This is a genomic window from Thermus hydrothermalis (assembly GCF_022760925.1).
Taxonomy (GTDB): domain Bacteria; phylum Deinococcota; class Deinococci; order Deinococcales; family Thermaceae; genus Thermus; species Thermus hydrothermalis.
Window position 1 is genome coordinate 1 of record NZ_JAKTNT010000009.1, and the last position, 26420, is coordinate 26420.

General features: G+C 67.8%; 26 protein-coding genes and 1 tRNA gene. 15 read left to right on the forward strand and 12 right to left on the reverse strand.

What is annotated here, in order from left to right:
- Nucleotides 1–119 precede the first annotated feature (119 nt).
- Genes L0C60_RS06975 through L0C60_RS06985 form a run of 3 tightly spaced genes read left to right on the forward strand, consistent with a single transcriptional unit; the run spans nucleotide 120 to nucleotide 3174 of the window.
- Entirely contained in the window at nucleotides 120–1409 is a 1290-nt protein-coding gene (locus L0C60_RS06975) for an ABC transporter substrate-binding protein (RefSeq protein ID WP_234506953.1), read from the forward strand.
- A 50-nt stretch (nucleotides 1410–1459) separates the two neighbouring features.
- Entirely contained in the window at nucleotides 1460–2335 is an 876-nt protein-coding gene (locus L0C60_RS06980) for a carbohydrate ABC transporter permease (RefSeq protein WP_234506951.1), read from the forward strand.
- The gene (locus tag L0C60_RS06985; protein ID WP_234506949.1) at nucleotides 2332–3174 is read left to right on the forward strand and encodes a carbohydrate ABC transporter permease; all 843 of its coding nucleotides are present in this window, start codon (nucleotides 2332–2334) and stop codon (nucleotides 3172–3174) included. The genes L0C60_RS06980 and L0C60_RS06985 overlap by 4 nt, the downstream gene beginning before the upstream one ends.
- Here the strand turns inward: L0C60_RS06985 and L0C60_RS06990 are convergent.
- Nucleotides 3171–4745, reverse strand: coding sequence for a phosphoglucomutase (locus tag L0C60_RS06990; RefSeq protein ID WP_234506946.1), 1575 nt, complete (start codon nucleotides 4743–4745; stop codon nucleotides 3171–3173). The two genes, L0C60_RS06985 and L0C60_RS06990, sit on opposite strands and share 4 nt — an antisense overlap.
- 55 nt (nucleotides 4746–4800) lie before the next feature.
- Complete coding sequence (locus L0C60_RS06995) at nucleotides 4801–6606, reverse strand: peptidylprolyl isomerase (RefSeq protein ID WP_234506944.1); 1806 nt, start codon at nucleotides 6604–6606, stop codon at nucleotides 4801–4803.
- 44 nt (nucleotides 6607–6650) lie between these two features.
- Between L0C60_RS06995 and L0C60_RS07000 the strand changes: the two genes are divergently transcribed.
- From L0C60_RS07000 to L0C60_RS07015, 4 genes are all read left to right on the forward strand, one after another.
- A tRNA-Arg gene (locus tag L0C60_RS07000) sits at nucleotides 6651–6727 on the forward strand.
- 83 nt (nucleotides 6728–6810) lie between these two features.
- Nucleotides 6811–7944 carry an MFS transporter gene (locus L0C60_RS07005; RefSeq protein ID WP_234506942.1) on the forward strand — a complete coding sequence of 378 codons (1134 nt, stop codon included), beginning with the start codon at nucleotides 6811–6813 and terminating at the stop codon, nucleotides 7942–7944.
- Nucleotides 7945–7953: 9 nt separating this feature from the next.
- On the forward strand, nucleotides 7954–8760 hold the full coding sequence (locus L0C60_RS07010) for a universal stress protein (protein ID WP_234506940.1): 807 nt from the start codon (nucleotides 7954–7956) through the stop codon (nucleotides 8758–8760).
- A gap of 49 nt (nucleotides 8761–8809) precedes the next feature.
- The gene (locus tag L0C60_RS07015) at nucleotides 8810–9241 is read left to right on the forward strand and encodes a CBS domain-containing protein (protein WP_234506937.1); all 432 of its coding nucleotides are present in this window, start codon (nucleotides 8810–8812) and stop codon (nucleotides 9239–9241) included.
- On the opposite strand, the gene L0C60_RS07020 is transcribed toward L0C60_RS07015, so the two are convergent.
- A complete protein-coding gene (locus L0C60_RS07020) occupies nucleotides 9238–9585 on the reverse strand; it encodes a phage holin family protein (protein WP_234506935.1) in 348 nt (115 codons plus the stop codon). The genes L0C60_RS07015 and L0C60_RS07020 overlap by 4 nt on opposite strands.
- Before the next feature lie 105 nt (nucleotides 9586–9690).
- Between L0C60_RS07020 and L0C60_RS07025 the strand changes: the two genes are divergently transcribed.
- Genes L0C60_RS07025 through L0C60_RS07040 form a run of 4 tightly spaced genes read left to right on the forward strand, consistent with a single transcriptional unit; the run spans nucleotide 9691 to nucleotide 14259 of the window.
- A complete protein-coding gene (locus L0C60_RS07025; protein WP_234506934.1) occupies nucleotides 9691–10350 on the forward strand; it encodes a DUF5639 domain-containing protein in 660 nt (219 codons plus the stop codon).
- Nucleotides 10351–10375: 25 nt separating this feature from the next.
- Nucleotides 10376–11431 (forward strand): phenylalanine--tRNA ligase subunit alpha, encoded by a 1056-nt coding sequence (pheS, locus tag L0C60_RS07030; RefSeq protein WP_234506932.1) that lies wholly within the window; start codon nucleotides 10376–10378, stop codon nucleotides 11429–11431.
- Nucleotides 11428–13776, forward strand: a complete 2349-nt coding sequence (gene pheT, locus L0C60_RS07035; RefSeq protein WP_234506930.1) for a phenylalanine--tRNA ligase subunit beta — start codon at nucleotides 11428–11430, stop codon at nucleotides 13774–13776. The genes pheS and pheT overlap by 4 nt, the downstream gene beginning before the upstream one ends.
- Nucleotides 13777–13785: 9 nt before the next feature.
- Nucleotides 13786–14259, forward strand: coding sequence for a sodium/proton-translocating pyrophosphatase (locus L0C60_RS07040; protein WP_234506928.1), 474 nt, complete (start codon nucleotides 13786–13788; stop codon nucleotides 14257–14259).
- Here L0C60_RS07040 and pfkA read toward each other — a convergent pair.
- The 5 genes from pfkA to L0C60_RS07065 all read right to left on the reverse strand — a co-directional run bounded on the left by pfkA (nucleotide 14227) and on the right by L0C60_RS07065 (nucleotide 17726).
- Nucleotides 14227–15195, reverse strand: coding sequence for a 6-phosphofructokinase (gene pfkA / locus L0C60_RS07045; protein ID WP_234506926.1), 969 nt, complete (start codon nucleotides 15193–15195; stop codon nucleotides 14227–14229). The two genes, L0C60_RS07040 and pfkA, sit on opposite strands and share 33 nt — an antisense overlap.
- Nucleotides 15192–15989 (reverse strand): 16S rRNA (cytidine(1402)-2'-O)-methyltransferase, encoded by a 798-nt coding sequence (gene rsmI / locus L0C60_RS07050; RefSeq protein ID WP_234506924.1) that lies wholly within the window; start codon nucleotides 15987–15989, stop codon nucleotides 15192–15194. The genes pfkA and rsmI overlap by 4 nt, the downstream gene beginning before the upstream one ends.
- Nucleotide 15990: 1 nt before the next feature.
- Nucleotides 15991–16485, reverse strand: coding sequence for a TFIIB-type zinc ribbon-containing protein (locus L0C60_RS07055; RefSeq protein ID WP_243092627.1), 495 nt, complete (start codon nucleotides 16483–16485; stop codon nucleotides 15991–15993).
- Nucleotides 16486–16558: 73 nt separating this feature from the next.
- Nucleotides 16559–17086 carry an inorganic diphosphatase gene (locus L0C60_RS07060; RefSeq protein WP_234506921.1) on the reverse strand — a complete coding sequence of 176 codons (528 nt, stop codon included), beginning with the start codon at nucleotides 17084–17086 and terminating at the stop codon, nucleotides 16559–16561.
- Nucleotides 17087–17096: 10 nt separating this feature from the next.
- Entirely contained in the window at nucleotides 17097–17726 is a 630-nt protein-coding gene (locus L0C60_RS07065) for a glycerophosphodiester phosphodiesterase (RefSeq protein ID WP_234506919.1), read from the reverse strand.
- A 22-nt stretch (nucleotides 17727–17748) separates the two neighbouring features.
- Here L0C60_RS07065 and L0C60_RS07070 point away from each other — a divergent pair, with 22 nt between their 5' ends.
- From L0C60_RS07070 to L0C60_RS07080, 3 genes are read left to right on the forward strand one after another with little or no spacing between them, the layout of a single operon-like run.
- Nucleotides 17749–18387, forward strand: a complete 639-nt coding sequence (locus L0C60_RS07070) for a YcxB family protein (protein WP_234506917.1) — start codon at nucleotides 17749–17751, stop codon at nucleotides 18385–18387.
- On the forward strand, nucleotides 18360–18668 hold the full coding sequence (locus L0C60_RS07075) for a ComEA family DNA-binding protein (protein ID WP_234506915.1): 309 nt from the start codon (nucleotides 18360–18362) through the stop codon (nucleotides 18666–18668). Before L0C60_RS07070 ends, L0C60_RS07075 begins: the two co-directional genes overlap by 28 nt.
- Nucleotides 18655–20688 carry a DNA internalization-related competence protein ComEC/Rec2 gene (locus L0C60_RS07080; protein WP_234506913.1) on the forward strand — a complete coding sequence of 678 codons (2034 nt, stop codon included), beginning with the start codon at nucleotides 18655–18657 and terminating at the stop codon, nucleotides 20686–20688. The genes L0C60_RS07075 and L0C60_RS07080 overlap by 14 nt, the downstream gene beginning before the upstream one ends.
- On the opposite strand, the gene L0C60_RS07085 is transcribed toward L0C60_RS07080, so the two are convergent.
- Genes L0C60_RS07085 through mnmG form a run of 4 tightly spaced genes read right to left on the reverse strand, consistent with a single transcriptional unit; the run spans nucleotide 20676 to nucleotide 24921 of the window.
- Nucleotides 20676–21482 (reverse strand): ParB/RepB/Spo0J family partition protein, encoded by an 807-nt coding sequence (locus tag L0C60_RS07085; RefSeq protein ID WP_234506911.1) that lies wholly within the window; start codon nucleotides 21480–21482, stop codon nucleotides 20676–20678. The genes L0C60_RS07080 and L0C60_RS07085 overlap by 13 nt on opposite strands.
- Entirely contained in the window at nucleotides 21466–22215 is a 750-nt protein-coding gene (gene soj, locus L0C60_RS07090) for a chromosome-partitioning ATPase Soj (protein ID WP_234506909.1), read from the reverse strand. The genes L0C60_RS07085 and soj overlap by 17 nt, the downstream gene beginning before the upstream one ends.
- Complete coding sequence (gene rsmG, locus L0C60_RS07095) at nucleotides 22209–22934, reverse strand: 16S rRNA (guanine(527)-N(7))-methyltransferase RsmG (protein WP_243092636.1); 726 nt, start codon at nucleotides 22932–22934, stop codon at nucleotides 22209–22211. Before rsmG ends, soj begins: the two co-directional genes overlap by 7 nt.
- A gap of 28 nt (nucleotides 22935–22962) precedes the next feature.
- Complete coding sequence (gene mnmG, locus L0C60_RS07100) at nucleotides 22963–24921, reverse strand: tRNA uridine-5-carboxymethylaminomethyl(34) synthesis enzyme MnmG (RefSeq protein WP_341474658.1); 1959 nt, start codon at nucleotides 24919–24921, stop codon at nucleotides 22963–22965.
- Between mnmG and dnaA the strand changes: the two genes are divergently transcribed.
- Nucleotides 24818–26131, forward strand: coding sequence for a chromosomal replication initiator protein DnaA (gene dnaA / locus L0C60_RS07105; RefSeq protein ID WP_234506905.1), 1314 nt, complete (start codon nucleotides 24818–24820; stop codon nucleotides 26129–26131). The genes mnmG and dnaA overlap by 104 nt on opposite strands.
- Nucleotides 26132–26420 lie beyond the last annotated feature (289 nt).

Sequence of the window (26420 nt, forward strand, 5' to 3'; positions counted from 1 at the left end):
TACACCCCTTGGCCTCTCTCTTGGGGTGGTCCAAATTTGGGGCAGCACTTCAGGATGGTTGACGGCCCAGGAACCAAGGGGTAAAATCTGCTTGGAAAAGCTTCCATAGGAGGTTCCATATGAGGCGCAGGGAGTTTCTCCAGAAGGCGGGCGTGGGTTTAGCGGTGAGCTTGGTGTTGGGCCCGTCCGTGGTGCGGGCCCAAGCGGGGCCCATCATCCGGGTGGCGGGCGATTCCACCGCCGTGGGGGAGGGCGGCCGCTGGATGAAGGAGATGGTGGAGGCCTGGGGGAAGAAGACGGGCACCCGGGTGGAGTACATTGACTCCCCCGCGGACACCAACGACCGCCTGGCCCTCTACCAGCAGTACTGGGCGGCCAAAAGCCCCGATGTGGACGTCTACATGATTGACGTCATCTGGCCGGGCATCGTGGCCCCCCACGCCCTGGACCTGAAGCAGTACTTTAGCGAAGCCGAGCTTAAGGAGTTCTTCCCCCGCATCGTCCAGAACAACACCATCCGGGGCAAGCTCACCTCCATCCCCTTCTTCACCGACGCCGGCATCCTTTACTACCGCACCGACCTCCTCCAGAAGTACGGCTTCCAGAACCCGCCCCGTACCTGGGCCGAGCTGGAGCAGATGGCCCAGAAGGTCATGGAAGGCGAGCGCAGGGCGGGCAACCGGGACTTCTGGGGCTTCGTCTTCCAGGGCAAGCCCTACGAGGGCCTCACCTGCGACGCCCTGGAATGGATCTACTCCCACAAGGGCGGGCGCATCGTAGAGCCCGATGGCACCATCAGCGTAAATAACGGCCGGGCCGCTTTGGCCCTGAACACGGTCCGCCGTTACGTGGGCACCATCGCCCCCCAGGGCGTCACCTCCTACGCCGAGGAGGAGGCCAGGAACGTCTGGCAGCAGGGCAACGCCCTCTTCATGCGCAACTGGCCCTACGCCTACGCCCTGGGCCAGGCGGAAGGGAGCCCCATCCGGGGCAAGTTCGCCGTGACCGTGTTGCCCAAGGGCGCCGCCGACGCCCCCAACGCCGCCACCCTGGGCGGATGGCAGCTCATGGTTTCCGCCTACAGCCGCTACCCCAAGGAGGCCGCTGACCTGGTCAAGTACCTGGCCTCCTACGAGGTGCAGAAGGACAACGCCGTGCGCCTTTCCCGCCTGCCCACCCGGCCCGCCCTCTACACGGATAAGGACGTTTTGGCCAAGAACCCGTGGTTCCGGAACCTCCTGCCCGTCTTCCAAAACGCCGTCTCCCGTCCCTCCGACGTGGCCGGGGCCAAGTACAACCAGGTTTCCGAGGCCATCTGGACCGAGGTGCACAGCGCCCTCACCGGCCGTAAGACGGGCGAGGCGGCGGTGCGGGACCTCGAGGCCCGCCTGCGCCGCATCCTGCGGTAGGAAGCCCCTTTCCCGGGGGGCGGTAAGCCCCCCGGGTTTACCCTAAAGCCATGCTTACCCAAAGGCAGGTCCGCCTGGCCTGGCTCCTGGTCCTCCCCACCCTTTTGGTAGTGGTCCTGGTGGCGGGCTATCCCCTGGCCCAGGTCTTCTACTGGTCCTTTTTCAAGGCCGACATCGCCTTCGTGGAGCCCCCGGAGTTCGTGGGCTTGGAAAACTACGTTTTCCTCCTCCAGGACCCGGATTTCCGCCAGGCCCTTTGGAACACGCTGAAGTTCACCCTAATATCCGTGAGCCTGGAAACCATCCTGGGATTGGCCATCGCCTTGGTCATCCACTCCAACTTTAGGGGCCGGGGCCTGGTGCGCGCCGCCATCCTCATCCCCTGGGCCATCCCCACGGTGGTTTCCGCCAAGATGTGGCAGTGGATGCTCCACGACGTCTACGGGGTCATCAACGTCTTGGGGGTCAAGCTCGGCCTCCTCTCGCAGAAGGTGGCCTTTCTGGCCCGTCCCGAGCTCATCCTCCCCTCCATCATCGCCGTGGACGTGTGGAAGACCACACCCTTCATGGCCCTTCTCCTCCTGGCCGGGCTCCAGCTTATTCCCGAGGAGCTCTACGAGGCGGCCAGCATTGACGGGGCCACCCGTTGGCAGCAGTTCTGGACCATCACCCTGCCCCTCCTCACCCCCGCCCTGGTGGTGGCCCTCATCTTCCGCACCCTGGATGCCCTCCGGGTCTTTGACGTGATCTTCGTCATGAGCGGGGCGAACCCTGCCACCCGTTCCTTGGCCGTCTACAACCGCCAGACCCTCATTGACTTCCAAGACCTGGGCTACGGCTCGGCCATCAGCGTGGCCATTTTGGCGCTCATCTTCGCCTTCGTCCTCCTCTACATGCGCACCTTAGGAAGGGAGGCCCTCAAATGAAAGCCCTTTGGCGCGTGGCGAACCGGGGGCTTTTCTACCTCCTGGTGGTCTTCATCGTGGTCTACAGCGTCTTCCCCTTCTACTGGGCGGTGATTTCCAGCTTCAAGCCCTCGGATGCCCTCTTTTCACCCGATCCGAGCTTCTTGCCCCTTCCCTTCACCCTGGAGCACTACAAAAACGTCTTCCTCCAGGCCAACTTTGGCCGCAACCTCCTAAACTCCCTCATCGTGGCCGGAGGGGCTACCCTGCTCTCCTTGGTGCTTGGGGTGCTGGCCGCCTACGCCTTGGGCCGGCTCCCTTTCCCCCCCAAAAACGCCGTGCTTTACATCGTCCTCGCCATGACCATGTTTCCCCAGATCTCGGTCCTGGGGGGGCTTTTCATGCTCCTAAGGCAAACCGGGCTTTTCAACACCCACCTGGGCCTCATCCTCACCTACCTCCTCTTCACCCTGCCCTTCACGGTGTGGGTGCTGGTAGGCTACTTCCGGGGGCTTCCCAGGGAGCTGGAGGAGGCGGCCTACGTGGACGGGGCTACCCCCTTGCAGACCCTCCTTCGGGTGATGCTCCCCCTCACCGGGCCCGGACTGGTGACCACGGGATTGTTGGCCTTCATCGCCGCCTGGAACGAGTACCTCTTCGCCCTCACCTTCACCGTGGGGGATGCGGTGAAGACCGTGCCCCCTGCCATCGCCAGCTTCGGCGGGGCCACGCCCTTTGAAATCCCCTGGGGCTCCATCATGGCGGCCAGTGTGGTGGTCACGGTGCCCCTGGTGGTCCTGGTCCTCATCTTCCAAGGGCGCATCGTGGCGGGGCTCACGGCGGGAGCGGTGAAGGGCTAGGCCAAGGCCCGCTCTAGGAGTTCCAAGGCGGCTTGGAGCACCGCTTCCAGGTGGGCTTCTCCCTGGAAGCTTTCGGCGTAGACCTTGGCCACGTCCTCGGTGCCGCTCGGCCTTACGGCGAACCAGGCGCTTTGGGTGACCACCTTTAGGCCCCCCAGGGGCTCCCCGTTTCCGGGGGCGCGGGTGAGCACCTGGAGGATGGGCTCCCCGGCGAGCTCTTTGTCCTGGATCTCCTCCGGGGAAAGCTGGGCCAGACGGGCCTTGGCCTCCGGGGCGATGGGGAAGTCCTTGCGGGCGTAATGGGGCCGGCCCAAGGCCTCGGCGAGGGCCTCGTAAAGGCGGTCTGGGGCCTCGCCCCGTTTGGCCTGGAGCTCGGCGGCAAGAAGCCCGAGGAGGATCCCGTCCTTGTCCGTGGAGAAGGGCCTCCCGTCAAAGCGCAGGAAGCTCGCCCCGGCGCTTTCCTCCCCGCCAAAGCCGAGCCACCCAGAAAGAAGCCCTTCCACGAAGTACTTAAAGCCCACGGGCGTTTCGTAGACCTCGCGGCCCAAGGCTTGGGCCACCCGGTCCAGAAGGGCGCTGGTCACGGCGGTCTTGCCCACCTTGGCCCCTGGCCAAGTGCGGGTGGTGTAGAGGTGGTGGACGGCGGCCGCCAGGTAGTGGTTGGGGTTCATGAGGCCCCGGGGCGTGACGATGCCGTGGCGGTCGGCGTCAGGGTCGTTGCCGATGGCCAGGTCAAACCGCTCCTTCAGCGCCAAAAGCCCCGCCATGGCGTAAGGGCTGGAGCAGTCCATGCGGATCTTGCCGTCGTGGTCGGGCGGCATGAAGCGGAAGGTGGGGTCCAGGGTGGGGTTCACCACCTCTAGGTTCAGGCGGTAGGCCTCCGCCAGGCGTTCCCATACCTTGAGGCTTGCCCCGCCCAGGGGGTCCACCCCGATCCTTAGGCCGCTTTCCCGGATGGCCTCGAGGTCCACCGCCTCCTTCACCTTCTCCACGTAGAGGCCGGCGAAGTCAAAGGGCTTGGCCCTTTCCTTGGCCGCTTTGAGGGGGATCCGCTTCACCCCTTTAAGCCCCTCCGCCAAAAGGGCGTTGGCCCGGGCCTCAATGGCCTTGGTGATGCGGGTGTCGGCGGGGCCGCCCGTGGGGGGGTTGTACTTGAAGCCCCCGTCCTCGGGGGGGTTGTGGCTTGGGGTGAGGAGGACCCCGTCCGCCTTGGCCTCGTGGCGGGCGTTGTGCTCCAGGATGGCTAAGGAAACGAGGGGCGTGGGGGTATACCCCTCCCCCACCTCCACGAACACCTCCACCCCGTTGGCGGCGAAGACCTCCAGGGCCGTGGCCCAGGCGGGGGTGGAAAGGGCGTGGGTGTCCTTGGCCAGGAAAAGGGGCCCCGTGGCCCCAAAGGAGGCCCTGAGGTCGGCGATGGCCTGGGCGATGGCCAGGACGTGGGCCTCGGTGAAGGTGCCCTTGAGGCTACTCCCCCGGTGGCCGCTGGTGCCGAAGGCCACCCGCTTTAGGGGGTCTTGCGGGTCGGGGGTTTCCTCGTAATACAGGGTGAGGAGTTGGACAAGATCCATGGCCCCATCTTAAAGGGGGAGGCTCGAGGCCTCCCCCCAGGACCGCCCCCAGGGCCTAGGGCTTAGCGGGGGTTTCCTGCGGAGCCTCCTTGGGCTTTTCCTCCGTTTTGGGGGTGAGTTCGGCCAGGACCTGGCTCAGGCGGTTCTCTATCTGGGCCTTCTTCCTGAGGTCCTGGATAAGCGCCTGGGCCTTGGCCTGCCGCTTTCTGGCGATCACCCCCTCGAGGGCCTCCTCCGCCACCTGGGCGTAGGGCTTCAGGACCTCGGCTTGGCGGTTCTTGATGAGGAGCACGGCGAAGGTGCCGTCCTCCAGCTTTACCACCTCGCTCACCTCGCCCAAAGGCCCCTCGGGGAAGGTTTCCTTCACCTTGAAGACCAAGCGGTCCAGGATGGCGGGGAGCTGGTTGGGGTTCACGGTGCCGTACTCCGTCACCGTTCCCTCCTGGGCCTTGGCCAGGGCCTGCAGGTCCCCGCCCCTCAAGGCGGCCTCGCGGAAGGCCTTGGCCTTGGCCTCGCTCTTGAAGACCACCCCTATCACCTCGGCGCTGGCGGGCACGGTGAAGAGGGCGGGGTTTTCGGCGTAGTAGCGACGGGCCTCCTCCTCGGTGGCGGTCACGTCCCGGGTGGCGTAGAGCACGTAGGCCTGGGCGACCTCGTCCTTGCTGCCGATGAAGGGCTTGCCGCTTTTCTTGGCCTCCTCCACCAGGAGTTCCCGGTCAATGAGGCTTTCCAGGGTCTGGGGCAGGAAGAACTGCACCGCCAGCTCCCCCAGGCCCTGCTGGATGAGGGCGGCGGTCTGCTGGTTGGAGAAGACGGGCTGGAGCACCTGGGAGAGGAGGATCTCCTGCCCGTTCACCTTGGCCACCACGGGGTTTTCGTAGGCGTAGGGGCTGTCCTCGGCGAAGCGCACCTGGGCCTTCTTGCGAAGCTCTTCCAGGTAGGCCTCGAGGGCCCCGTTCCCTTTGGCCTGGGCTGCATCCTTCTCCACCTGGTCCTTGACCTCCTCAAAGCTCGGGGCCTTGGCGGGGAGGTACTCCTCTACTTTGACCAGGTAGTAGCGCCCCCCGGCCTCTATGGGCCCCACCAGACCCGGACCCTTGAGGGCGAAGACCGCCTCGGCCACCTTCTCGGGAAAGACCACCTTGGTCACGGGCTTGGGCTCCGTTTCCCCAGGGCCTGCCCCCAAGGCGCCCCCCTGCTCCGCCCCCACCTTGGAGTACTGCTTGGCCAAGGCGGCGAAGTCCTCCCCGGCCTTGGCCTTGGCGGCGACCTCCTCCGCCAGCTTCTTCTCGTCCACCACGATCTGCCGCGCCTTTACCCGGGGCTCGCCCTTGTAGCTTTCCTGGTGGACCTCAAAGTAGAAGCGCACCTCCTCCGGGGTGGGCTTGGCGCTGGCCCGGACCTGCTCCAGGCGCTTTTGGATCTGGAGTTGCGTCTTGATCTCTCCCCTAAGCTGCGCATCGGTGAAGCCGATCTGGTTGAGGAACTGCTCGTAGGCCTTCTTCTCCTTCAGGCCGTACTGCTCCCGGATGCGGTCCACCTCCTTGCGCACCTCGGCGCTCCCCACGCGGATGCGGGCGGCGTCCTGCTTCAGGGCTTCGGTGAAGATCACCTGTTCCAGGAAGTGGGTGTCCACCAGGGTCTTCAAAAGCCCCTCTGGGTTGGCGGCGTAGAGGGGGTCGTTCCCCTGGAGCCTCAGGAGGTCCAGCTCGTAAACCGCCTTCCCGTTCACCCATAGCACAGGCTTGCCCCGCACCTGCTGCCCCGCCTGAGGGGTGAAGAGGAGGATGGCCCCCACGGCGAAGGCCAAGGCCAGTAGACCGAAGAGGATGGTGATGATCCGTTTGTTGATGCCAAACACTTGACCGCCTCCTCCTTAGCGTGCTAGGATAGCTCCCGCTGAGTGCGCCCGTAGCTCAGCTGGATAGAGCGTCGGCCTCCGGAGCCGAAGGTCAGAGGTTCGAGTCCTCTCGGGCGCGCCATTTTTCTTTTTCCACCCCGGAAAGCCCGTAGCACGAAGGGATTTTAGCACACCTCCCGTGAGAAACGGGTTTAGGATGGAGGGGTGTTGCCCCTCCTCCTCGCCTGGCTTCACACGGTAAACGACCTCTTCTCCAACTTCCTCACCCCCCTTTTGCCCAAGCTCATGGCCCATTTCGGGGTGGGCCTGGGCACGGCGGGGCTTCTCGTTTCCGTCTACTCCCTCACGGGAAGCCTCCTGCAGCCCTTCGCCGGCCTGGTGGCCGACCGGGTGGACCGGAGGCTCCTCGCCGCCTTGGGCCCGGTGTTGGTGGCCTTGGGGATGGGCTCCTTGGGGCTTTGGCCTAGGTTTGAGGCCCTCCTCCTCGTCCTGGGCCTTGCGGGGCTGGGTTCGGCCCTGTTCCACGCCTCGGGGGCGAGCCTCGTGGGGGAGTTCGCCCCGGCCCACAGGCGGGGCTTTTGGCTTTCCTTCTTCGGCTCCGCCGGGTACCTGGGGCTTTCCCTAGGGCCCCTGGTGGCCCTTTTCGCCGTGGGGGCCTGGGGGCTGAAAGGGCTCATCCTCCTCACCCCCTTGGCCCTTCTTCCCGCCCTTTTCCTCCTCCGCCTCCCCCCGGTGCGGCAGAGGGGAAAGCCCGCGGGGCTAAAGGACTTCCTCCGGGTCTTCCGGGGGGATGTGGCCCGGCTTTGGGGCATGGCCACCTTGCGGAGCCTGGTCTTCATGAGCTTTTCCACCACCTTGCCCTACTGGTACGCCCAAAGGGGCCTCTCCGATGCCTACACCGCCTTTAGCCTTTCGGTCTATAGCTTTTCCGCCACTCTAGGGGCCTTTTTGGGCGGTACGCTTTCCGACCGCTTCGGGCGCAAGGCGGTGCTCACCGGCACCCTGAGCGTTGGCCTTCCCCTCTACCTAGCCCTTCTCCTTTTGCCCCCGGAAAACCCCCTCTACCTGGTGCTCCTCGCCCTCACGGGGGCCCTGATGAACGCCGGCATCCCCGTGGCCGTGGCCTTGGCCCAGGAGCTAGAGCCCACCCAGACCGCCACGGTTTCCGGCCTTCTCATGGGTTTCACCTGGGGCTTCGCCGGGCTTTTTTACGCCCCCATCGGCCACCTGATTGAGCGCTTTGGGGTGATGCCCGTCCTTTTGGCCTTGGGGGCCCTCCTCCTGCCCGCCTGGGAGCTCGCCCGGAGGGTGCGGGGGGTGAGGCCCCAGGAAGCGTAAGATGGCTTTATGAGAATCCTCTTGGCCACGGATGGCTCCCCCCAGGCCCGGGGAGCGGAGGTGCTGGCGGAGTGGCTTGGCTACAAGCTCGGTGCCAAGCTGGTGATCCTCTTCGTGCGGGATGTGCGGCTCGTGCGGGTGCCGGAGCTTTTGGACTTCGGCGCCCTCACCATCCCCGTGCCCGTTTACCGGGAGGAGTTGGAAAAGGCCCTCACTGCCAAAGGGGAGGCCCTCCTCGCCCGCCTGGCCCAAAGCGCCCAGGAGGCGGGTATCCCCGTGGAAACCCTTATGGAAACCGGGCTTCCCCACGAAGCCATCCTCCGCCACGCCCGCACCGCCGATCTCCTCGTCCTCGGGCGGAGCGGGGAGGCCCACGGGGGAAGCTTCGCTGGCCTAGGGAGCACCGTGGACCGGGTGCTGAGGGCTTCCCCCACCCCGGTGCTTTTGGCCCCCGTGGACTACGTGGAGCTCACGGGGGCCCTTTTGGGCTACAACGCATCGGAAAGCGCCGTGCGCGCCCTGCACACCCTGGCCCAGTTGGCCAAGCCCCTGGGGCTTGCCGTGCGGGTGGTGAGCGTGCACGACGACCCGGTGCAGGCCTCGGCCTGGGCCCTCGAGGCCGAAACCTACCTCAAGGACCAGGGCATCCCCGCCGAGGCCTTGGCCTTTTCCGGCGACCCGGCGGAGCACCTCCTTTCCCTCCAGGGCCCGGAGGACCTGTTGGCCCTGGGAGCCCCGGTGCGGCGGCTCGTGCTGGGGAGCACGGCGGAGTACGTGGTGCGCCACGCCGTGGGCCCGGTCCTCACCGTGCGATAAGGGGTAGGGTCCCTTGGTATAATGGACCCCTAAAGGGAAAGGGGGTCCCATGACGGTACGCCAGGTGTTGCTCCGTAAGGGGAGCGAGGTCTACGCCATCCACCCCGAGGCCACGGTGCTGGAGGCCCTAAGAAAGCTCGCCGAGCACGATATCGGTGCCCTTCTGGTCATGGAAGGGGAAAAGCTTTTGGGCATCTTCTCCGAGCGGGACTACGCCCGCAAGCTGGTTCTCCTGGGCCGCTTCTCCAAGGACACCCGGGTGGGGGAGGTGATGACGCCAAACCCCGTCACCATCGCCCCGGAAGCGGACTTGTCCCAGGCCATGCGCCTCATGACCGAGCACCGGGTGCGCCACCTGCCCGTGGTGGAGGGGGGCAAGGTGGTGGGGGTGGTGTCCATCGGGGACGTGGTCAAGGCCATCATCAGCGAGCAGGAGGTGCTCATCGGGGAGCTCTCCCGCTACGTGATGGAAAACCGCTAGTCCCGAAAGAGCCAGTTGAGGACGAGGCTTACCAGGGAGAGGAGCAAAGCGCCCACCACCGCCTCGCCGAAGCCCTTCACGGAAAGCGCCGTGGCCTCCGCCACCAAGTAGAGCACGGCCCCGTTCACCACCAAGGTGAAAAGCCCTAGGGTGAGGAGGTTGAGGGGCAGGGTGAGGAAGAGGAGGATGGGCCTTAGGAGGGCGTTGGCGAGCCCCCAGATGGCCCCCGCCACCAGGTAGTCCAAAAGCCCCGCCCCAGGGTCAAACCGGACCCCCGGGTAAACGAGGGTCGCGAGCCAAAGGGCCAAGGTGTTCAGGAGAAGCCTCGCCAAAAGCCCGCGCATGCCCTTAGCCTAGCAAAGGGGCCTTGGCCTCCAAGCCGCTTCCCTGCGCAAGGCCCGCCTTCCAAAACCCTGGACGTGGATGCGGAGAATTGGCACCATAGCCTCATGAAGCTCCACGCCGCCGACCAGTACCTGGTGGCCGAGGCGGGGGTAGGCCTCCTCGCCGTCCACGAAGCCCTCGAGGGCACGGGCCTTTACCCCCCCTTTCCCCCGGTGGAGCTCCCCGGGGGGGTGGGAGGGCTCGTGGCCCGGGGGGGCTTCGCCCAGAACTTCTTCTTCCCCGCCGAGGTCCTGGGCCTCACCTTCCGCACCCCCAAGGGCCGGGTGGTGCGGGCCGGGGGGGTGGTGGTGAAAAACGTCCAGGGGTACGACCTGGTGCGCCCCTTCGTGGGAAGCTTCGGCCTCCTAGGGGAGGCCTTGGAGGTGGTCTTCCGCCTAAGGCCGGGGCGGGCCTCCCTGTTCCTCCGCCGCCCCTTTTTAGGGGAGTTCCCCGCCCTTTCCCCTTCCCCCCGCTTCCTCTTCGCCCTAAAGGAGGGCGAGGCCTGGTGGCTTTACGCCTACCACTTCGGCCACGAGAAGGAGGTGGCCCGCTTCCAGGAAGCCTTTGGCGGGGAGGAAGCGGGGCCCTTGGACCTTCGCCCCCTCTTCCCCCGGGGCATGGGGGTCGGGGAAGGCCCCCTAAAGGACCTCCGCTTCGCCTGGCGGGACGGGGGCGAGGCCCCCGAGGCCCCGGCCCTCTTCCAAAGGCTCGCCGCCTCCCTCTAGGGGCTTTCGGGGTATCCTCTAGGGGATGCGGGAGCTGGAAGAAGCCCTGGCCGCCATCCGCGAGGCAGAGGACCTCGAGGCCCTAAAAACCCTGAAAGCCCGGTACCTGGGCAAAAAAGGCCTCCTCACCGAGGCCATGAAGGCCCTGGCCCACCTCCCCCTAGAGGAAAGGAAAAGGCGGGGGCAGGAGCTCAACGCCCTCAAGGAAGCCCTGGAGAAAGCGCTAGAGGAACGGGCAAAAGCGCTAGAGGAAGCCGCCCTAAGGGAGGCTTTGGAGCGGGAGAGGCAAGACGTCTCCCTGCCGGGGGTGCGGCTTTTCCCCGGGGGGCTCCACCCCATCACCCTGATGGAGCGGGAGCTCGTGGGCATCTTCCAGGCCCTGGGCTACGAGGCGGTGGAGGGCCCCGAGGTGGAGAGCGAGCTTTTCAACTTTGACGCCCTGAACATCCCCGAGCACCACCCAGCGCGGGACATGTGGGACACCTTCTGGCTGGAAGGGAGCTACCGGGTGCCGGGCCCCTTGGGGGAGGAGGCGGAGGGGAGGCTTCTTCTCCGCACCCACACCTCCCCCATGCAGGTGCGCTACATGGTGGCCCACACCCCCCCCTTCCGCATCGTGGTGCCCGGGCGGGTCTTCCGCTTTGAACAGACGGACGCCACCCACGAGGCGGTCTTCCACCAGCTGGAGGGGCTCGTGGTGGGGGAGGGCATCGCCATGGCCCACCTGAAGGGGGCCATCCTAGAGCTCGCCCAGGCCCTCTTCGGCCCTGAGGCCCGGGTGCGCTTCCAACCCGTCTACTTCCCCTTCGTGGAGCCCGGGGCCCAGTTCGCCGTCTGGTGGCCGGAAGGGGGGAAGTGGCTGGAGCTTGGGGGGGCGGGGATGGTCCACCCCAAGGTCTTCCAGGCGGTGGACGCCTACAGGGAGCGCCTGGGCCTCCCCCCGGCCTACCAGGGGGTCACGGGCTTCGCCTTTGGCCTGGGCGTGGAAAGGCTCGCCATGCTCCGCTTCGGCATCCCGGATATCCGCTACTTCTTCGGGGGAAGGCTTAAGTTCCTGGAGCAGTTTAGGGGGGTTCTATGAGGGTGCCCTTCTCCTGGCTTAAGGAATACGTGCCCGAGCTGGAAAGCCCCGAGGTCCTGGAGGAGCGCTTAGCGGGGCTTGGGTTTGAGACGGACCGGATAGAGCGCATCTTCTCCATCCCCAAGGGCGTGGTCTTCGCCCGGGTGCTGGAGGCAAGCCCCATCCCCGGCACGGGGCTCAAGCGCCTGGTGCTGGATGCGGGGAGGGTGGTGGAGGTGGTCTCGGGGGCGGAAAACGCCCGGCAGGGCATCGGCGTGGCCCTGGCCCTTCCCGGCACCGAGCTTGGGGGGATGCGGATCGGGGAAAGGAGCATCCAGGGGGTGGTCTCCTTCGGCATGGCCCTCTCCCCCAAGGAGCTCGGGGTGGGGGAGTACGGCGGGGGGCTTTTGGAGTTCCCCTGGGAGGCCCTCCCCCCCGGCACCCCCTTGGCGGAGGCCTGGCCCGAGGAGGTGGTGTTGGACCTCGAGGTCACCCCCAACCGCCCCGACGCCCTGGGGCTTCTGGGCCTGGCCTACGACCTCCACGCCCTGGGCTACGCCCTGGAGGAGCCCAAGGCGGACCTGAAGGCGGAGGCCGTGCCCCTCCCCTTCGGGCTTAGGGTGGAGGACCCGGAAGGCGCCCCCCACTTCACCCTGGGCTACGCCTTTGGGCTCCAGGTGGGCCCAAGCCCCCTTTGGCTCCAACGGGCCCTTTTCGCCGCGGGGATGCGGCCCATCAGCAACGTGGTGGACGTGACCAACTACGTGATGCTGGAAAGGGCCCAGCCCATGCACGCCTTTGACCTGCGCTTCCTTGGCGAGGGCATCCTGGTGCGGCGGGCAAGGCCCGGGGAGAGGCTTCGCACCCTGGACGGGGTGGCAAGGACCCTCCACCCCGAGGACCTCGTCATCGCCGGCTACCGGGGGGAGGAGAGCTTCCCCTTGGGCCTTGCCGGGGTCATGGGCGGGGCGGAAAGCGAGGTGCGGGCGGACACGGAGGCCATCGCCTTAGAGGTGGCCCGGTTTGACCCCGTTTCCATCCGCAAGACCGCCCGGCGCCATGGGCTTCGCACCGAGGCCAGCCACCGCTTTGAGCGGGGGGTGGACCCCTTGGGGCAGCTTCCCGCCCAAAAGCGGGCCCTAAGCCTCCTCCAGGCCCTGGCGGGGGCCAGGGTGGCGGAGAGGATCCTCGAGGCGGGAAACCCCACGCCCCCCAAACCCATCCCCTTCCGCCCGGACTACGCCAACCGCCTCCTGGGCACCGCCTATCCGGAGGCGGAGCAGCTCGCCATCCTGAGGCGCCTGGGCTGCCGGGTGGAGGGGGAAGGCCCCTACCGGGTGACGCCGCCAAGCCGCAGGCTGGACCTCACCCTCGAGGAGGACCTGGTGGAGGAGGTAGCCCGGATCCAGGGGTACGAGACCATCCCCCTTTCCCTCCCCGCCTTCTTCCCCGCCCCCGACAACCGGGGGGTGGGCAGGCCCTACCAAAGGGAACGCCGCCTGCGGGAGCTTTTGGCGGGGCTCGGCTTCCAGGAGGTCTACACCTATAGCTTTTTTGACCCCGAGGAGGCCCCCCGCTTCCGCCTTCCCCCACCCCCTTTGCGGCTCCTAAACCCCCTGAGCCCGGAGAAGGCCGCCCTGCGCACCCACCTCTTCCCCGGCCTTCTCAAGGTCCTGAAGGAGAACCTGGCCCTGGACAAGCCGGAAAGGGCCCTCCTCTTTGAGGTGGGCCGGGTCTACGGGGTGGAAGGGGCTTTGGTGCGGGAGGAAACCCACCTGGCGGGCCTCCTCTTTGGCGACGGGGTGGGGCTTCCTTTTGGGGAAAGGCTTTCCGGCTACCCCCTCCTCAAGGGGCTTTTGGAAGCCTTTTTCGCCCGGCTGGGTCTAAGGGCGGAGGTGGAGGCCCACCCCTACCCCTTCCTCCATCCTGGGGTCTCGGGCCGCCTCCTTTTGCAGGGGGAGGAGCGGGGCTTTCTGGGAGAGGTCCACCCTGAGGTGCTAAAGGAGCTGGAGCTTCCCCGGGCCTGGGTCTTTGAGCTCCGCCTGCCCCTTCCCGAGAAGGCCTTCCGCTTCCAAGACCCTTCCCGCTACCCCTTGGCCCTGCGGGACCTGGCGGTGGTGGTGCCCGAGGCCACCCCTTACCTAGAGGTGGAGCGGGCCCTTTTAGAAGCGGCGGGGCCCTATTTGGAAAGCCTCGCCCTCTTTGACCTCTACCAGGGGCCGCCCCTCAAGCCCGGCACCAAGAGCCTGGCCTTCCACCTGCGCTTCCGCCACCCCGAACGCACCCTCACCGACGAGGAAGTGGACCAGGCCATGGCCCAGGTCTTCCAGGCGGTGCGGGAGCGGGGCTGGGAGATAAGGGGGTAGACTCTATCCATGCTCACCTGGGTGGACCTCCTGGCCCTTTTCAGCCTGGCCTTGGGCCTGGCCTTGGGCTTCCGGGGTGGGGTGGTGATGGGCTTCATGGGGGCGGGCCTGGCGCTTTACGTCCTCCTCGCCCAACTGGGGCTTTCGGGGTGGGGGGTGGCCTTGGCCCTGGGCCTGGGGGCGGGGCTATTGGGCAAGAGCCTACCCCTGCCCCGCCTCTCCCGGGGCCTCGAGGCCCTTTTGGGCACGCTCGGGGGGTTTCTTTTGGGCCTCTTCCTCGCCCTAAGCCTCTGGACGGGCTACCCCTGGGAAAGGACAGGGGCGGGAACCCTCCGCTACCCCGCCGCCACCCTCCCCACCCCCATCTACCAAGGGGTGGCGCAAAGCCCCTTCGCCCGGGAGGCCTTCCGCCTGGCCTGGAGCACCCCCTGGCTCCGCAAGGCCCTGGCCCTAGAGGGCCAGCACCCGGGAAAGGGAAAGTAGCGAGCGGTTGATGTCCTTGCGCCTTTCCACCGCCTCCTTGAGGGGGGTGAGCTCCACCTCCCCCTCCACCTCCCCCACCATGACCCCGCTCGTCCCGGCGGCCAGGGCCTCCACCGCCGCCGCCCCCAGGCGGCTTGCCAGGATCCGGTCCTTGGCCGTGGGGCTCCCGCCCCGCTGGATGTGGCCGAGGACCGTGACCCGGGCCTCCACGGCCACGTGCTCCCGGATGGCGGCAAGAAGCCCCGCCGCCCCTCCAGGGTAAGCCCCCTCGGCCACCACCACGATGGAACTGGACTTGCCCCGCCGCTGGGACTCCAGAAGCCCCTCGGCGATGGCCCTCGGGTCCACGGGCTCCTCGGGCACGGCGATGACCTCCGCACCCCCCGCCAGGCCCACGTCCAAGGCGATGAAGCCGGCGTTCCGCCCCATGACCTCTATGAAGAAGACCCGCTCGTGGCTCGCCGCCGTGTCGCGGATGCGGTCAATGGCCTCGAGGGCGGTGTTCACGGCGGTGTCAAAGCCGATGGTGTAGTCCGTGCCGTAGAGGTCGTTGTCAATGGTGCCGGGCACCCCCACCACGGGGATGCGGTGCTCCTCCATGAGCCGCATGGCCCCGCGGAAGGTGCCATCCCCCCCAATGGCCACCAGGCCCTCAATCCCCGCCTCCAGAAGCTTCCTCGCCGCCTTGGCCCGGCCCTCAGGGGCGAGGAACTCCTGGCTCCTGGCCGTGAGGAGGATGGTCCCCCCCCGTTGCAGGATGTTGGCCACGTCCCGCACCCCCAAGGGCACCATCTCCCCTAGGATCATCCCGGCGTAGCCCCGCCGGATGCCGATGACCTCAATCCCCAAGGCGTAGGCCTGCCGCACCACCGCCCGGATGGCGGCGTTCATGCCGGGGGCGTCCCCCCCGCTGGTGAAAACCCCGATGCGCCTCATCCCTCCTCCACCTCCTCCATGGAAAGCCGGTAGGCCTCGTTCCGGGGAACCCCCCGCTCCCGAAGGGCCTGGAACAGGGCCTTCCCCTTAAGCCCCTCCGCCCGGAGCTCCCGCGCCAAGGCCTCCCCCATGGGCGGCGGGCCCGCCTTGGGCCCGAGGACCAGGACGAACTCCCCCCTAGGCTCCCGGAAGCGCTCCAGGGCCTCCCTCAAGGTTCCCCGGAAGATCTCCTCGTGCACCTTGGAAAGCTCCCGGGCCACGGCCACGGGGTGCCCGGGGCCATAGACCTCCACGAGGTCCTGGAGGGTCTTGGCCAGGCGATGGGGGCTTTCGTAAAGCACCGCCGTCCTCCCTTCCCGGGCTAGGGCTAAAAGCCTCTCCTTGCGCTCCTTCCCCGCCTTGGGCAGGAAGCCCTCAAAGGTGAAGCGGTGGGTGGGCAGGCCCGAGGCCACCAAGGCGGGGATGAGGGCGGTGGGGCCCGGAAGCGCTTCCACCCGCCAGCCCCATTCTAAGGCCAGGCGCACCAGCTCCGCCCCGGGGTCGGAGATGCCCGGGGTGCCGGCGTCCGTGGCGTAGGCCACGTAGGTATAAGGGGCTAGGAGGTCCTTGGCCCGGCCCAGGGTGTGCTGGTCTAGCCTCAGGGTGGGGGTGGGGATGCCGTAGTGGCGGAGGAGGAGCCCCGTGCGCCGCGTGTCCTCGCAGGCCACCACCTCCGCTTCCTTCAGCACCCTTAGGGCCCGGAGGGTGATGTCCTCCAGGTTGCCGATGGGGGTGGGAACGAGGACGAGGCGCACGCTAGAGGAGGATGGGCCTCAGAAGGGCCAGGACCTGGCGGAAGGGGAGCTCGTAGACCGAGCCCGAGGGAAGGGTGAACTCCAGGAGGTCCTGGGCTCCGGGGAAGACCACCCTTCTTAGGGCCAAGACGCCCTGGTCGCTCTCCAGGTGGACCGTGAGGTAATCGGGCTCCAGGTTGGGCTCGTCCTCCGCCTCCTTCGGGGGCTCTTCCCCCACCCCTTCCTCCAGGCGGCGGAGGGCATCCCCAAGCGCCGCCTTGGGCACCCGCACCTCTTCCTCCAAGGTGCCATCGGAAAAGACCAAGACCGCCTCCTCCCCCTCGCCGTAGGCGGAAAGACCCCAAAGGGGCTCCTTCTCCTCCTCTGGAAGCTCCACCACCTCCAGGGTGCCGTCGGAAAGGAGGCGCAAAACGGCCCCGTAGGCCTCGCAGTCCAAAAGATCCCCCGCCTCGTACCCCTCTAGGTCCAGGGTTTCCCCGCACACCGGGCAGACCATAAACCCCTCCTAGGGCCATTCTATGCCGCAAAAGGCCCGGCCCCGGGGGCCGGGCGGAAAGGGCGTGGGAGGCTTACTTCCCGTAGCGGGCGATGCAGGCCTTAACCTCCTCCAGGGCGGCGGCCCGGTCGCGCCAGCCCGTGACCTTGACCCACTTGCCCTTCTTGGCCTCGAGGGCCTTGTAGGTTTCAAAGAAGTGCTGGATCTCCTGCTTTACCCCCTCGGGAACGTCGGCGATGTCCTGGATATGGTCTAGCCGCTGGTCCTCCGCCACCACCCCGATAACCTTGGCGTCTCCCCCCTTCTCGTCCTCCATGAGGAGGAGGCCCACCACCCGCACCTCCACCACCACCCCGGGCAAGAGGGGGTAGGTGGAGAGGACGAGGCCGTCCAAGGGGTCCCCGTCCTCGGCCAGGGTGGAGGGGATGAAGCCGTAGTCCCCGGGGTAGAACTGGGCGCCCGGTAGGACCCGGTCCAGCTTGATGACCCCAAGTTCGGGGTCGTACTCGTACTTGTTCCCGGAGCCGCGGGGAACCTCAATGACCATGTTCACCACTTCCGGCGCCTTCTCGCCCACGGGGAGGGTCTTCAGGTTCGCCATAGCCCCCCCATTATACGAGGGCCTCGGGGAAGTCCCCCACCAGGGCGTCCACCCCCCAGCGGGCCAGGGCCTGGGCCCGGGAGCGTTCGTTCACCGTCCACGCGAGGAGGCGGTAACGGCCCTTGAGCGCCCGCACCCTCTCCTCGGTGAGGAGGGAGGCCTCGGGGTGGAGCCATTCCACCCCCAGGCAAGGGGCCAGGGCCTCCGCCTCCTCCCGCTCATAGAGGAGGCCCAAGGGGCCCACCCCAAGACGCCTTAGGCGCACCAGGGCCAAGGGGTCAAAGGAACTCACCCAAAGCCTCCCCGAGGGATAGCGGGCGAGGAGCCTGGCCAGGGCCTCCTCCCGGCCATCGGTTTCAGGGGGAAGGCTTTTTAGCTCCACGTTGATCCAGGCCCCGGGAAAGGCCCGCAGGACCTCTTCCAGGGTGGGCACATAGGCGGGCAGCTCCCGCCGGCTAAGCTGGGCCAAGGGGACCCCGTCCAAGGAGAAGTCGTGGTGGACCACCAAGACCCCGTCCCGGGTGAACTGGACGTCCAGCTCAAACCCATCCAGCCCCGCCTCCAAGGCTTTCCGAAAGGCCTCTAGCGTGTTCTCCCGGGCAAGGTGGGGGGCGCCGCGGTGGCCTAAACGCAAGGGCACGGGGGGAGTATACAATGGGGCCATGGGCAAGTATGAAGAAGCCTTTTCCCGCCTGGGCGAAAAGGCCCTGGCCCGCCTCGAGGGGCCGGGAGGTTTCCTGGCGGTCACCGAAACGCACCTGGTTTTCGTGGACGAAGGGGGCGTGAAGCGCTTGGAACTCGCCCGCATCCGCCGGGTGGGCCGGGGGGAGGAGGGCACCCTCTTGGTCCAGGGGGAGGAAGCTTCCCTGCCCATTCCCTTGAAGGCCTTCCCCTTGGAAGACCTTAAGGCCTTTTTGGAGGGGCTAAAGCCCCACGTGGCCCGGGCCCGCAAGGCCACGAGCGCCCCACCCCCTACGCCGCCCAAACCCCCCGAGCCCAGCCCCCCTCCTGAACCCCCAAAACCCGCCCTTTGGGAAGAGGAGGCACCCCCCAAACGGGCCTCCGTGGAGCTCGCCCCAGAACCCGAAGAGCCCAAGGAAACCCCTTCCCTAGCGGCGCCGAGGAGGCGGGCCACCCCTTTGGCCCTGCCCCTGCGGGTCCTCGCCCTCCTCACCCTGGGCTATACCGTGGCCTTCGTGGCGCTAAACCCCGGGGCCGACCCTTGGGCCTTGGCCGGGGTGGTGCTCGGAGGGCTCGGTCTCGCCTTGACGGAGTGGTCCTTGGCTACCTCCTCGCGGTAGCCCTCTTGGCCCTCCTCAGCCTCTGGCCCAAGGTGGTCCCAAGCCCCAAGGCGGTGCGGGTGGAAACCTACGTTCAGGCCGCCTTCACCCCACCACCGCCCGAACCCATTAGCCTCAACCGGGCGAGCCTCGAGGAGCTGGAGTCCCTCCCCGGCGTGGGCCCGGTCCTGGCCCGCCGCATCGCGGCAGGCAGGCCCTACGAGCGGGTGGAGGATCTCCTCAAGGTGAAGGGCATCGGCCCCGCCACCCTGGAACGCTTGAGGCCCTATGTCCGCCCCTAGGGGAGGCTTGGGCCTGGGGCTTGGCCTAGGCGGGGTCTTGGGCGCCTTAGGGCTTCTTCATCCTTGGACCCTCCTCCTCGCCCTTCCCCTCCTCCCCCTCTTCCGCCTGCCCCTGGCAGCGGGGCTCGCCCTGGTGCTCCTCCGGGGGCTCCTCTTCCCCCTCCCCGAGCCCCCCTACGGGACGAGGCTAGAGGGGACCTTTGCCGTGCGGGGCGGCTTCGCCTCCGCCGAGGGGTACCGCCTCTACGTGCGCCACTACCCGCCCCTCGCCGACGGGGTTTACCGCCTCGTTGGGTACATCGCCCCGCCGGAGGACAAGCGCAACCCCGGAGGGTTTGACCAAAGGGGCTGGCTCCATGGCTTGGGCGTGCGGGGGGTGTTTCACGTGGAACGGCAAGAGGCGCTAAGCCCCCTGCCCGACCCCCGGGAGGCCTGGCGAAGGCGGCTCGTCCAGGGGCTCTCCCCGCCCGTGGCGGAGCTCGCCGAGGGCCTCGTCCTGGGGGACAAGCGGGGCCTCGAGGCGGCCTACGAAGGGTTTCAGAAGGCGGGCCTCGCCCACCTCCTCGCCCTTTCGGGCCTCCACGTGGGTTTTCTCTTGGGAACGGTCCTCCTCCTCCCCTTGGGGCGGTGGCGGTACCTCCTGGCCCTTCTCCTCCTGCCCTTTTACCTCTGGCTCGCCGGGCCAAGCCCCTCCCTGGTGCGGGCTAGCCTCATGGCGGGCCTCTCCCTCCTGGGGCTTTTCCTCGGCCTAGGGAGGGCCGGGGTGCTCCAGGCCCTGGGCCTGGCCCTCTTCCTCCAGCTCCTCCTCGCCCCCCACGCCCTCCTAAGCCTAGGCCTGCAACTCTCCTACCTGGCGGTCCTGGGCCTGGCCCTGGTCCTCCCCGCCCTGGGGCGGCCTTCGGGGCCTCGAGGCTATGTGGCCTTGGCCCTGGCAGCCTCCCTGGCCGCCCAAGCCTTCCTCGTCCCCCTCCTCCTCCACCGCTTCGGCTTCCTGCCCCTCCTCTCCCCCCTCACCAACCTCCTTGCCCTTCCCCTGGTGGCCCTCCTGGTCCCCTTGGGCTTCCTCAAGCTCTTCCTAGGGGGGCTCCTCGCTCCCTTGATGGAGCCCTTAGGGCAGGCCCTTCTCTACCTCGCCCAGATAGGGGCCAAGGGCCCCCTCTTGCGCTGGGGGGAGGTTTCCCCCTTGGGCTTCGCCCTCTACTACCTGGGGCTTTCGCCCCTCCTCCTCGCCCTCCACGGCCGGATGCCGGGGCGCAAGGCGCTCCTCCTCGCCTCCTTCCCCGTCCTGGCAAGCCTCCTCGCCGCCTGGCCCAAGCCCTTAGACCTCCACCTCCTGGACGTGGGCCAGGGGGACGCCCTCCTCGCCCGCATGGGCGGGGCGGAGGTCCTGGTGGACGGCGGGCGGGCCGAGCAGGCGGAAAAGCTTCTCAGGGCCCTCCGCGCCCTGGGGGTGGAGGCCTTGGAGCTCCTCGTGGCCACCCATCCCGACGCCGACCACGTGGGAAGCCTTCCCCAGGTGGTGGACGAGCTCCCCGTAGGCCTCGCCCTCCTCTCCCCCGCCTTCCCCCAGGACCACCCCCTGGTCCAGGCCCTGAAGGCGCGGGGCGTGCCCACCCTCTACCCGGGAGCGGGTAGCCGTTTCCGGGTGGGAAAGGGGGAGGTCCGGGTCCTCTGGCCCGCCCGCCTGAGCGGGGAGGACAACCAGGACGGCCTCGCCCTCCTCCTGGACTTCGGCCTGGGCCGGGCCCTCCTCCTCGCCGACCTTCCGGCGGAGGTGGAACGGGAACTGGGGGTGGACCCGGTGGACGTCCTCAAGGTGAGCCACCACGGCTCCCGCACGGGCACCTCCGAAACCCTGCTTTCCCGGGCCAAGCCCAAGGTGGCCCTGGTCGGCGTGGGCCAAAACCCCTTTGGCCACCCCCACCTCGAGGTCCTAAAGCGGCTTCGGGCGCACGGGGTCCAGGTCTTCCGCACCGACCGGGATGGGGCCGTGCGGGTCCTTTTCGGCTACGCCTGGTAGCCGAGCCGCTCCAAAAGGGCGGCGAGCTCTTCCGGGGAGCGGTAGTGGATCACCACCTTGCCCCGCTTCCCCCCCACCACCCGCACGGGCAGGCCCAGGTGCCGGGAAAGCTCCAAGGCCAAGGGGGAAGGCTCGGGGGTTTTCCGCTCCCGGGCAAGCCGCTCCCGCAGGGCCTCCGCCTGGCGCACGGAAAGCCCCTTCTCCAAAATCTCCCTAAGCCCCCAAAGCCGGTCCTCGGGCTCCAGCATCAGGAGGGCCCGGGCGTGGCCTGCGGTGATCCGCCCCTCCTCCAAGGCCGCCAGGACCTCCTCGGGGAGCTGGAGGAGCCTAAGGGCGTTGGCCACGGTGGAGCGGGCCTTCCCCACCCGCTTGGCCACCTCCTCCTGGGTGAGGCCCATGCCCAAAAGGGCCTGGTAGCCCCGGGCCTCCTCCAAGGGGGTGAGGTCCTCCCGTTGCAGGTTTTCCACCAGGGCGAGCTCCAGGGCCTCTTGGTCCGTGAGGTCCCGCACCAGGGCGGGCACCTCGGTGAGCCCCGCCAAGAGGGCCGCCCGGTACCGCCTTTCCCCGGCCACGAGCTCGTACCCGTCCCCCTTGGGCCGCACCAGGAGGGGCTGGAGGAGGCCTTTTTCCCGGATGGAGGCGGCGAGCTCCGCTAGGCTTTCCTCGGAAAAGCGGCGCCTTGGCTGTTGGGGGTTGGGGCGGATGGCGGTTAAAGGAAGGCGCACGGCGCTTCCTGAGGACTTGGGCAGGAGGGCCTCGAGGCCCTTCCCTAAGCCGCTAGCCTTCTTGGACACGGGCGATCACCTCCTCGGCCAGGCGGCGGTAGGCGTGGGCCCCGGGGGAGGTGGGGGCGTGCTGGGCGATGGTGCGGCCGAAGCTAGGGGCTTCCGCCAGGCGCACGTTGCGGGGGACCACCGTCCAGAACACCTTCTCCCCGAAGTGGGCCCTTAGTTGGGCCTCCACCTGTTGGGAAAGCAGGGTGCGGCCATCGTACATGGTGATGAGGATGCCCAGGAGGCGCAAGGAGGGGTTGAGGCGGCTCCGCACCTCGTCCAAGGTGGCGAGAAGCCCCGCCACCCCCTCCAGGGCGTAGTACTCCGCCTGCACCGGCACCACCACCCCCTCCGCCGCCGCCAGGGCGTTCAGGGTGATGGGGGAAAGGCTTGGGGGAACGTCCAGGAGGGTGAACTCGTAGGCCTGGTCCTCCAGGACCTCCCTTAGGGCCGTGGGCGCCTCGGCGAGCTCCACCGTGGCCCCCACCAGCTCGGGGGTGGCGGGAAGGAGGTGGAAGCCGTCCACCTCCTTCACCAGTTCCGCCAAGGCTTCTCCCTGGAGGAGGTGGTAGACGCCCCGCTCCGCCCGCACCCCCAGGCCGCTCGTGGCGTTGCCCTGAGGGTCCAGGTCCACCAGGAGCACCCGCCTGCCCATGCGGGCCAGGTAGGCGGCCAGGTTGATGGCGGTGGTGGTCTTCCCCACGCCCCCCTTCTGGTTGACCAAGGCGATCCGCCGCACCTTGGCCCTTAGCATAAAGGATGCTTCTCGGGAACGCCGGGACGCCGGGGGTAGCGGGGCGGGGTGGGGGCCTCCTTGTGGAGGACCACCAGGCACCGCTCCTCCCCCCCAGGGAGGGCAAGGCGCCGCACCTCCCCCAGGCGCCCGCCCAAGGTGGAAAGGGCTTTGGGGAGGGGTTCTAGCTCCTCCGCCACCCTGGGCCCCTTCTGGGCCACCATGGCCCCCTCCAGGGCGAGGAAGGGAAGGCCCAGTTCCGCCAACACGCACATAGGGGCCACGGCCCGGGCCACCACCCGGTGGTAGGCCTCCCGGTGGGCAGGCTCGTGGGCCAGGACCTCCGCCCTTCCCCAAAGGGCCTTGGCCCCCTTTAGCCCTAGGGCGGCCACCGCCTCCGCCACGAAGTCCACCTTCTTCCTGGTGGCGTCCAGGAGGACGATCTCCAACTCGGGACGCACGATCTTCAGGGGCAGGCCGGGAAACCCCGCCCCCGTGCCCAGGTCCAGGACCCGCAAGGGCCCCTCCCAAAGGGGCAGGACAAGGAGGGTGAGGGAGTCCAGGAAGTGCTTCACCACCACCTCGCCCTCGGTGCGCAAGGCGGTGAGGTTGGCGCGGCGGTTCCCCTCCAGCAACAGGTCGTAGAGGCGGGAGAAGGCGGGCACGTGGGGGCTTAGGTCCAAGCCCAAGGCCTCCCCCCCTTCCAGGAGAAGCCGCACGCCCTCCGGGCTCAGGCCCACCACCCACCCCCTTGTTTCACGGGAAACATCAGGCGAGCCTCCGCAGGTGGACGAGGAGGGCGGTGAGGTCGGAGTCGCGGATCCCCGGCACCCGGGCGGCCTCGGCCAGGGTGCGGGGACGGAGGCGGGAAAGCTTCTCCACCGCCTCCCGGGAAAGCCCCGGCACCTTGGGGAAGTCCAGGCCCTCGGGGATGGGGTGGGCCTCGAGGTCCCGCATCTTCTCCCTTAGCCTCTCCTGCCGTTCAATGTAGCCCGCATACTTGGCCCGCACCTCCACCTGGTAGGCCTCCTCCGGCGTCAGGGGAGAGGGGGGCGGGAAGCGCTCCGCCAGGGCTTCGTAGGTGTTCTCCGGCCGCCTGAGCCACTGGAGGCCGCTTACCCCATCTATCCGCAAGGCCTCCAGGCGCTTTAGCTCCTCCGCCACCCGCCGGTACTTGGCCTCCACCCGGGCGAGGTCCTCCCTGGGCCTCAGGCCCCAAGCCACCGCCAAGGGGGTGAGGCGCTCGTCGGCGTTGTCCGCCCGGCAGAGGAGGCGGAGCTCCACCCGGGAGGTCATCATCCGGTAGGGCTCGTCCGTGCCCCGGCCCACCAGGTCATCCACCAGGACGCCGATGTAGCCGCTTTCCCGCGGGAGGTGCACCTCGGGAAGGCCCAGGGCGTACCGGGCGGCGTTGAGCCCCGCCAAAAGCCCTTGGGCCGCCGCCTCCTCGTAGCCCGAGGTGCCGTTCACCTGGCCCGCGGCGAAAAGCCCGGGGAGGAAGCGGGACTGGAGGCCCCGGGTAAGCTCCGTGGGGTCCAGGCTGTCGTACTCCACGGCGTAGGCGTAGCGCTGGATCACCGCCCCCTCAAACCCGGGGAGGCTTCGCACCATCTCCTCCTGGAGCTCGGGGGGAAGGCTAGAGGAAAACCCCTGGAGGTAGACCTCGCTGGTGGCGAGGCCATCGGGCTCCACGAAGAGGAGGTGGCTTTCCTTGTCGGCGAAGCGCACCACCTTGTCCTCTATGGAGGGGCAGTACCGGGGGCCGATCCCCACGATGTCCCCGGCGTAGAGGGGGGAGAGGTGGAGGTTTTCCCGGATGAGCCGGTGGGTCTTGTCCGTGGTGCGGGTCTGCCAGGTGGGAAGCCTAGCGGCGTGGGGCCCTGGGTTTCCCGTGAAGCTCCCGGGCGGCACCTCGGGGGGGACCACCTCCAGACGCTCAAAATCCACGGAGTCCGCCCGGATCCTGGGGGGGGTCCCCGTCTTGAAGCGGCGGAGGGTGTGGCCCACGGCCTTTAGGCTTTGGGAGAGGAAGCGGGCTGGGGGCTCGCCCTGCCTGCCCGCAGGCCGGGAGCGCCGCCCGTACCAGACCACCCCGCCCAGAAAGGTACCCCCTGCCACCACCACCGCCTTGGCGGGGATGCCCCGGCCGTCCACGGTGCGCACCCCAAGGAGCCTCCCCCCCTCCACCCAGAGGGCCGCCACCTCTCCCCTCAGGACCTCTATGGGCCTTTCGGCCAGGATCTCCTGCGCCTTAAGGGCGTACAGGTCCCGGTCCACCTGGACCCTAAGGCTTTGCACCGCAGGCCCCTTGGAGCGGTTAAGCGTGCGGGTGTGGATGGCCGTGGCGTCCGCCGCCCGGCCCATGAGCCCTCCCAGGGCCACCACCTCCGCCACCAACTGGCTCTTGCCCGGCCCCCCCACGGCGGGGTTGCAGGGCATGGTGCCGATGCGCTCCGGGTTCACGGTGACCAGGGCCACCCGCACCCCCAAGGCCGCCGCGGCCCAGGCGGCCTCGAGGCCGGCGTGCCCCCCACCCACCACCACCACGTCGTACCCCATCCTGCCCTCCACTTTAGCCCAGGCCCTGGCGTAGAATGTACCCTCGGAACGCTGGGGGGTAGCCTTGACCCACGAGGCCGTTTGGCAACACGTCCTGGAGCACATCCGCCGCAACATCACCGAGGTGGAGTACCACACCTGGTTTGAGCGGATCCGCCCCCTGGGCATCCGGGACGGGGTCTTGGAATTGGCGGTGCCCACCTCCTTCGCCATGGACTGGATCCGGCGGCACTACGCCGAGCTCATCCAGGAGGGCCTAAGCCTCCTGGGGGCCCAGGCCCCCCGGTTTGAGCTCAAGGTGGTACCGGGAACCCCGGTGCAAGAGGACATCTTCCAGGCCGCCCCCTCTCCCGAACCCGTCCAACCCAAGCTAAACCCCAAGTACACCTTTGAGAACTTCGTGGTGGGGCCCAACAACTCCATGGCCCATGCGGCGGCGGTGGCGGTGGCCGAGTCCCCCGGGCGGGCCTACAACCCCCTTTTCATCTACGGGGGCGTGGGCCTGGGGAAGACCCACCTGATGCACGCCGTGGGCCACTCCGTGGCCAAGCGCTTCCCCCACCTGAAGATTGAATACGTTTCCACGGAAACCTTCACCAACGAGCTCATCAACGCCATCCGCGAGGACCGGATGACGGAGTTCCGGGAGCGCTACCGCTCCGTGGACCTCCTTTTGGTGGACGACATCCAGTTCATCGCCGGCAAGGAGCGCACGCAGGAGGAGTTCTTCCACACCTTCAACGCCCTTTACGAGGCCCACAAGCAGATCATCCTGTCCTCCGACCGCCCCCCCAAGGACATCCTCACCCTCGAGGCCCGCCTGCGGAGCCGGTTTGAGTGGGGCCTCATCACGGACATCCAACCCCCCGACCTGGAAACCCGTATCGCCATCCTGAAGATGAACGCCGAGCAACGGGGCCTACGGGTGAGCGAGGAGGTCTTGGAGTACATCGCCCGCCAGGTGACCTCCAACATCCGGGAACTGGAAGGGGCCCTCATGCGGGCCATCGCCTACGCCTCCCTAAACGGGGTGGAGCTCACCCGGGCCGTGGCCGCCAAGGCCCTTTCCGAGATCTTCGCCCCCCGGGAGGTGGCGGTGGCCCCAGAGGAGATCGTGCGCAAGGTGGCGGAGCACTTCGCCCTCCGCCCCGAAGACCTCCTGGGGGGCGGCAGGCGGAAGGAGGTGGTCCTCCCGCGGCAGATCGCCATGTACCTGGTGCGGGAGCTCACCCGCTCCTCCCTGCCGGAAATCGGCCAGCTCTTCGGCGGACGGGACCACACCACGGTCCTCTACGCCATCCAGAAAATCCAGGAACTCTCGGAGAGCGACCGGGAGGTGCAAAGCCTCCTCCGCCGGCTTAAGGAGGCCTTGGTATGACCCCTGTGGATAACCTGTGGATAACCCTGTGGATAACCGGGCTTTTCCTGTGGATAACACTGTGGACAACTTGTGGAAAACTGGGGCCCTCCTGGGGCCTGTGGATAACTGGCCAGTTATCCACACCTTATCCACAGGCCAGGGCCATTTATCCACAGGAGTTATCCACAAGCCCTTTTCCGTACAGGACGCGGTTTTTACCCTCTTATCCACATATCCACAGGCCCTACTACTACGACTACGATCCTTTTAAGTCTTTAAAAAAAGAAAGTCGTAGTAGCAGAAAAAG

Excerpts from the sequence above, each read along its gene's own strand:
- L0C60_RS06975 (WP_234506953.1), top strand. The coding sequence starts at position 120 with ATGAGGCGCAGGGAGTTTCTCCAGAAGGCGGGCGTGGGTTTAGCGGTG.
- L0C60_RS06980 (WP_234506951.1), top strand. The coding sequence starts at position 1,460 with ATGCTTACCCAAAGGCAGGTCCGCCTGGCCTGGCTCCTGGTCCTCCCC.
- L0C60_RS06985 (WP_234506949.1), top strand. The coding sequence starts at position 2,332 with ATGAAAGCCCTTTGGCGCGTGGCGAACCGGGGGCTTTTCTACCTCCTG.
- L0C60_RS06990 (WP_234506946.1), bottom strand. The coding sequence starts at position 4,745 with ATGGATCTTGTCCAACTCCTCACCCTGTATTACGAGGAAACCCCCGAC.
- L0C60_RS07010 (WP_234506940.1), top strand. The coding sequence starts at position 7,954 with ATGAGAATCCTCTTGGCCACGGATGGCTCCCCCCAGGCCCGGGGAGCG.
- L0C60_RS07015 (WP_234506937.1), top strand. The coding sequence starts at position 8,810 with ATGACGGTACGCCAGGTGTTGCTCCGTAAGGGGAGCGAGGTCTACGCC.
- L0C60_RS07020 (WP_234506935.1), bottom strand. The coding sequence starts at position 9,585 with ATGCGCGGGCTTTTGGCGAGGCTTCTCCTGAACACCTTGGCCCTTTGG.
- L0C60_RS07025 (WP_234506934.1), top strand. The coding sequence starts at position 9,691 with ATGAAGCTCCACGCCGCCGACCAGTACCTGGTGGCCGAGGCGGGGGTA.
- pheS (WP_234506932.1), top strand. The coding sequence starts at position 10,376 with ATGCGGGAGCTGGAAGAAGCCCTGGCCGCCATCCGCGAGGCAGAGGAC.
- pheT (WP_234506930.1), top strand. The coding sequence starts at position 11,428 with ATGAGGGTGCCCTTCTCCTGGCTTAAGGAATACGTGCCCGAGCTGGAA.
- L0C60_RS07040 (WP_234506928.1), top strand. The coding sequence starts at position 13,786 with ATGCTCACCTGGGTGGACCTCCTGGCCCTTTTCAGCCTGGCCTTGGGC.
- pfkA (WP_234506926.1), bottom strand. The coding sequence starts at position 15,195 with ATGAGGCGCATCGGGGTTTTCACCAGCGGGGGGGACGCCCCCGGCATG.
- L0C60_RS07055 (WP_243092627.1), bottom strand. The coding sequence starts at position 16,485 with ATGGTCTGCCCGGTGTGCGGGGAAACCCTGGACCTAGAGGGGTACGAG.
- L0C60_RS07060 (WP_234506921.1), bottom strand. The coding sequence starts at position 17,086 with ATGGCGAACCTGAAGACCCTCCCCGTGGGCGAGAAGGCGCCGGAAGTG.
- L0C60_RS07070 (WP_234506917.1), top strand. The coding sequence starts at position 17,749 with ATGGGCAAGTATGAAGAAGCCTTTTCCCGCCTGGGCGAAAAGGCCCTG.
- L0C60_RS07080 (WP_234506913.1), top strand. The coding sequence starts at position 18,655 with ATGTCCGCCCCTAGGGGAGGCTTGGGCCTGGGGCTTGGCCTAGGCGGG.
- soj (WP_234506909.1), bottom strand. The coding sequence starts at position 22,215 with ATGCTAAGGGCCAAGGTGCGGCGGATCGCCTTGGTCAACCAGAAGGGG.
- mnmG (WP_341474658.1), bottom strand. The coding sequence starts at position 24,921 with ATGCCCAGGGGGCGGATCCGCTCAAACCAGGTGTGGTACTCCACCTCG.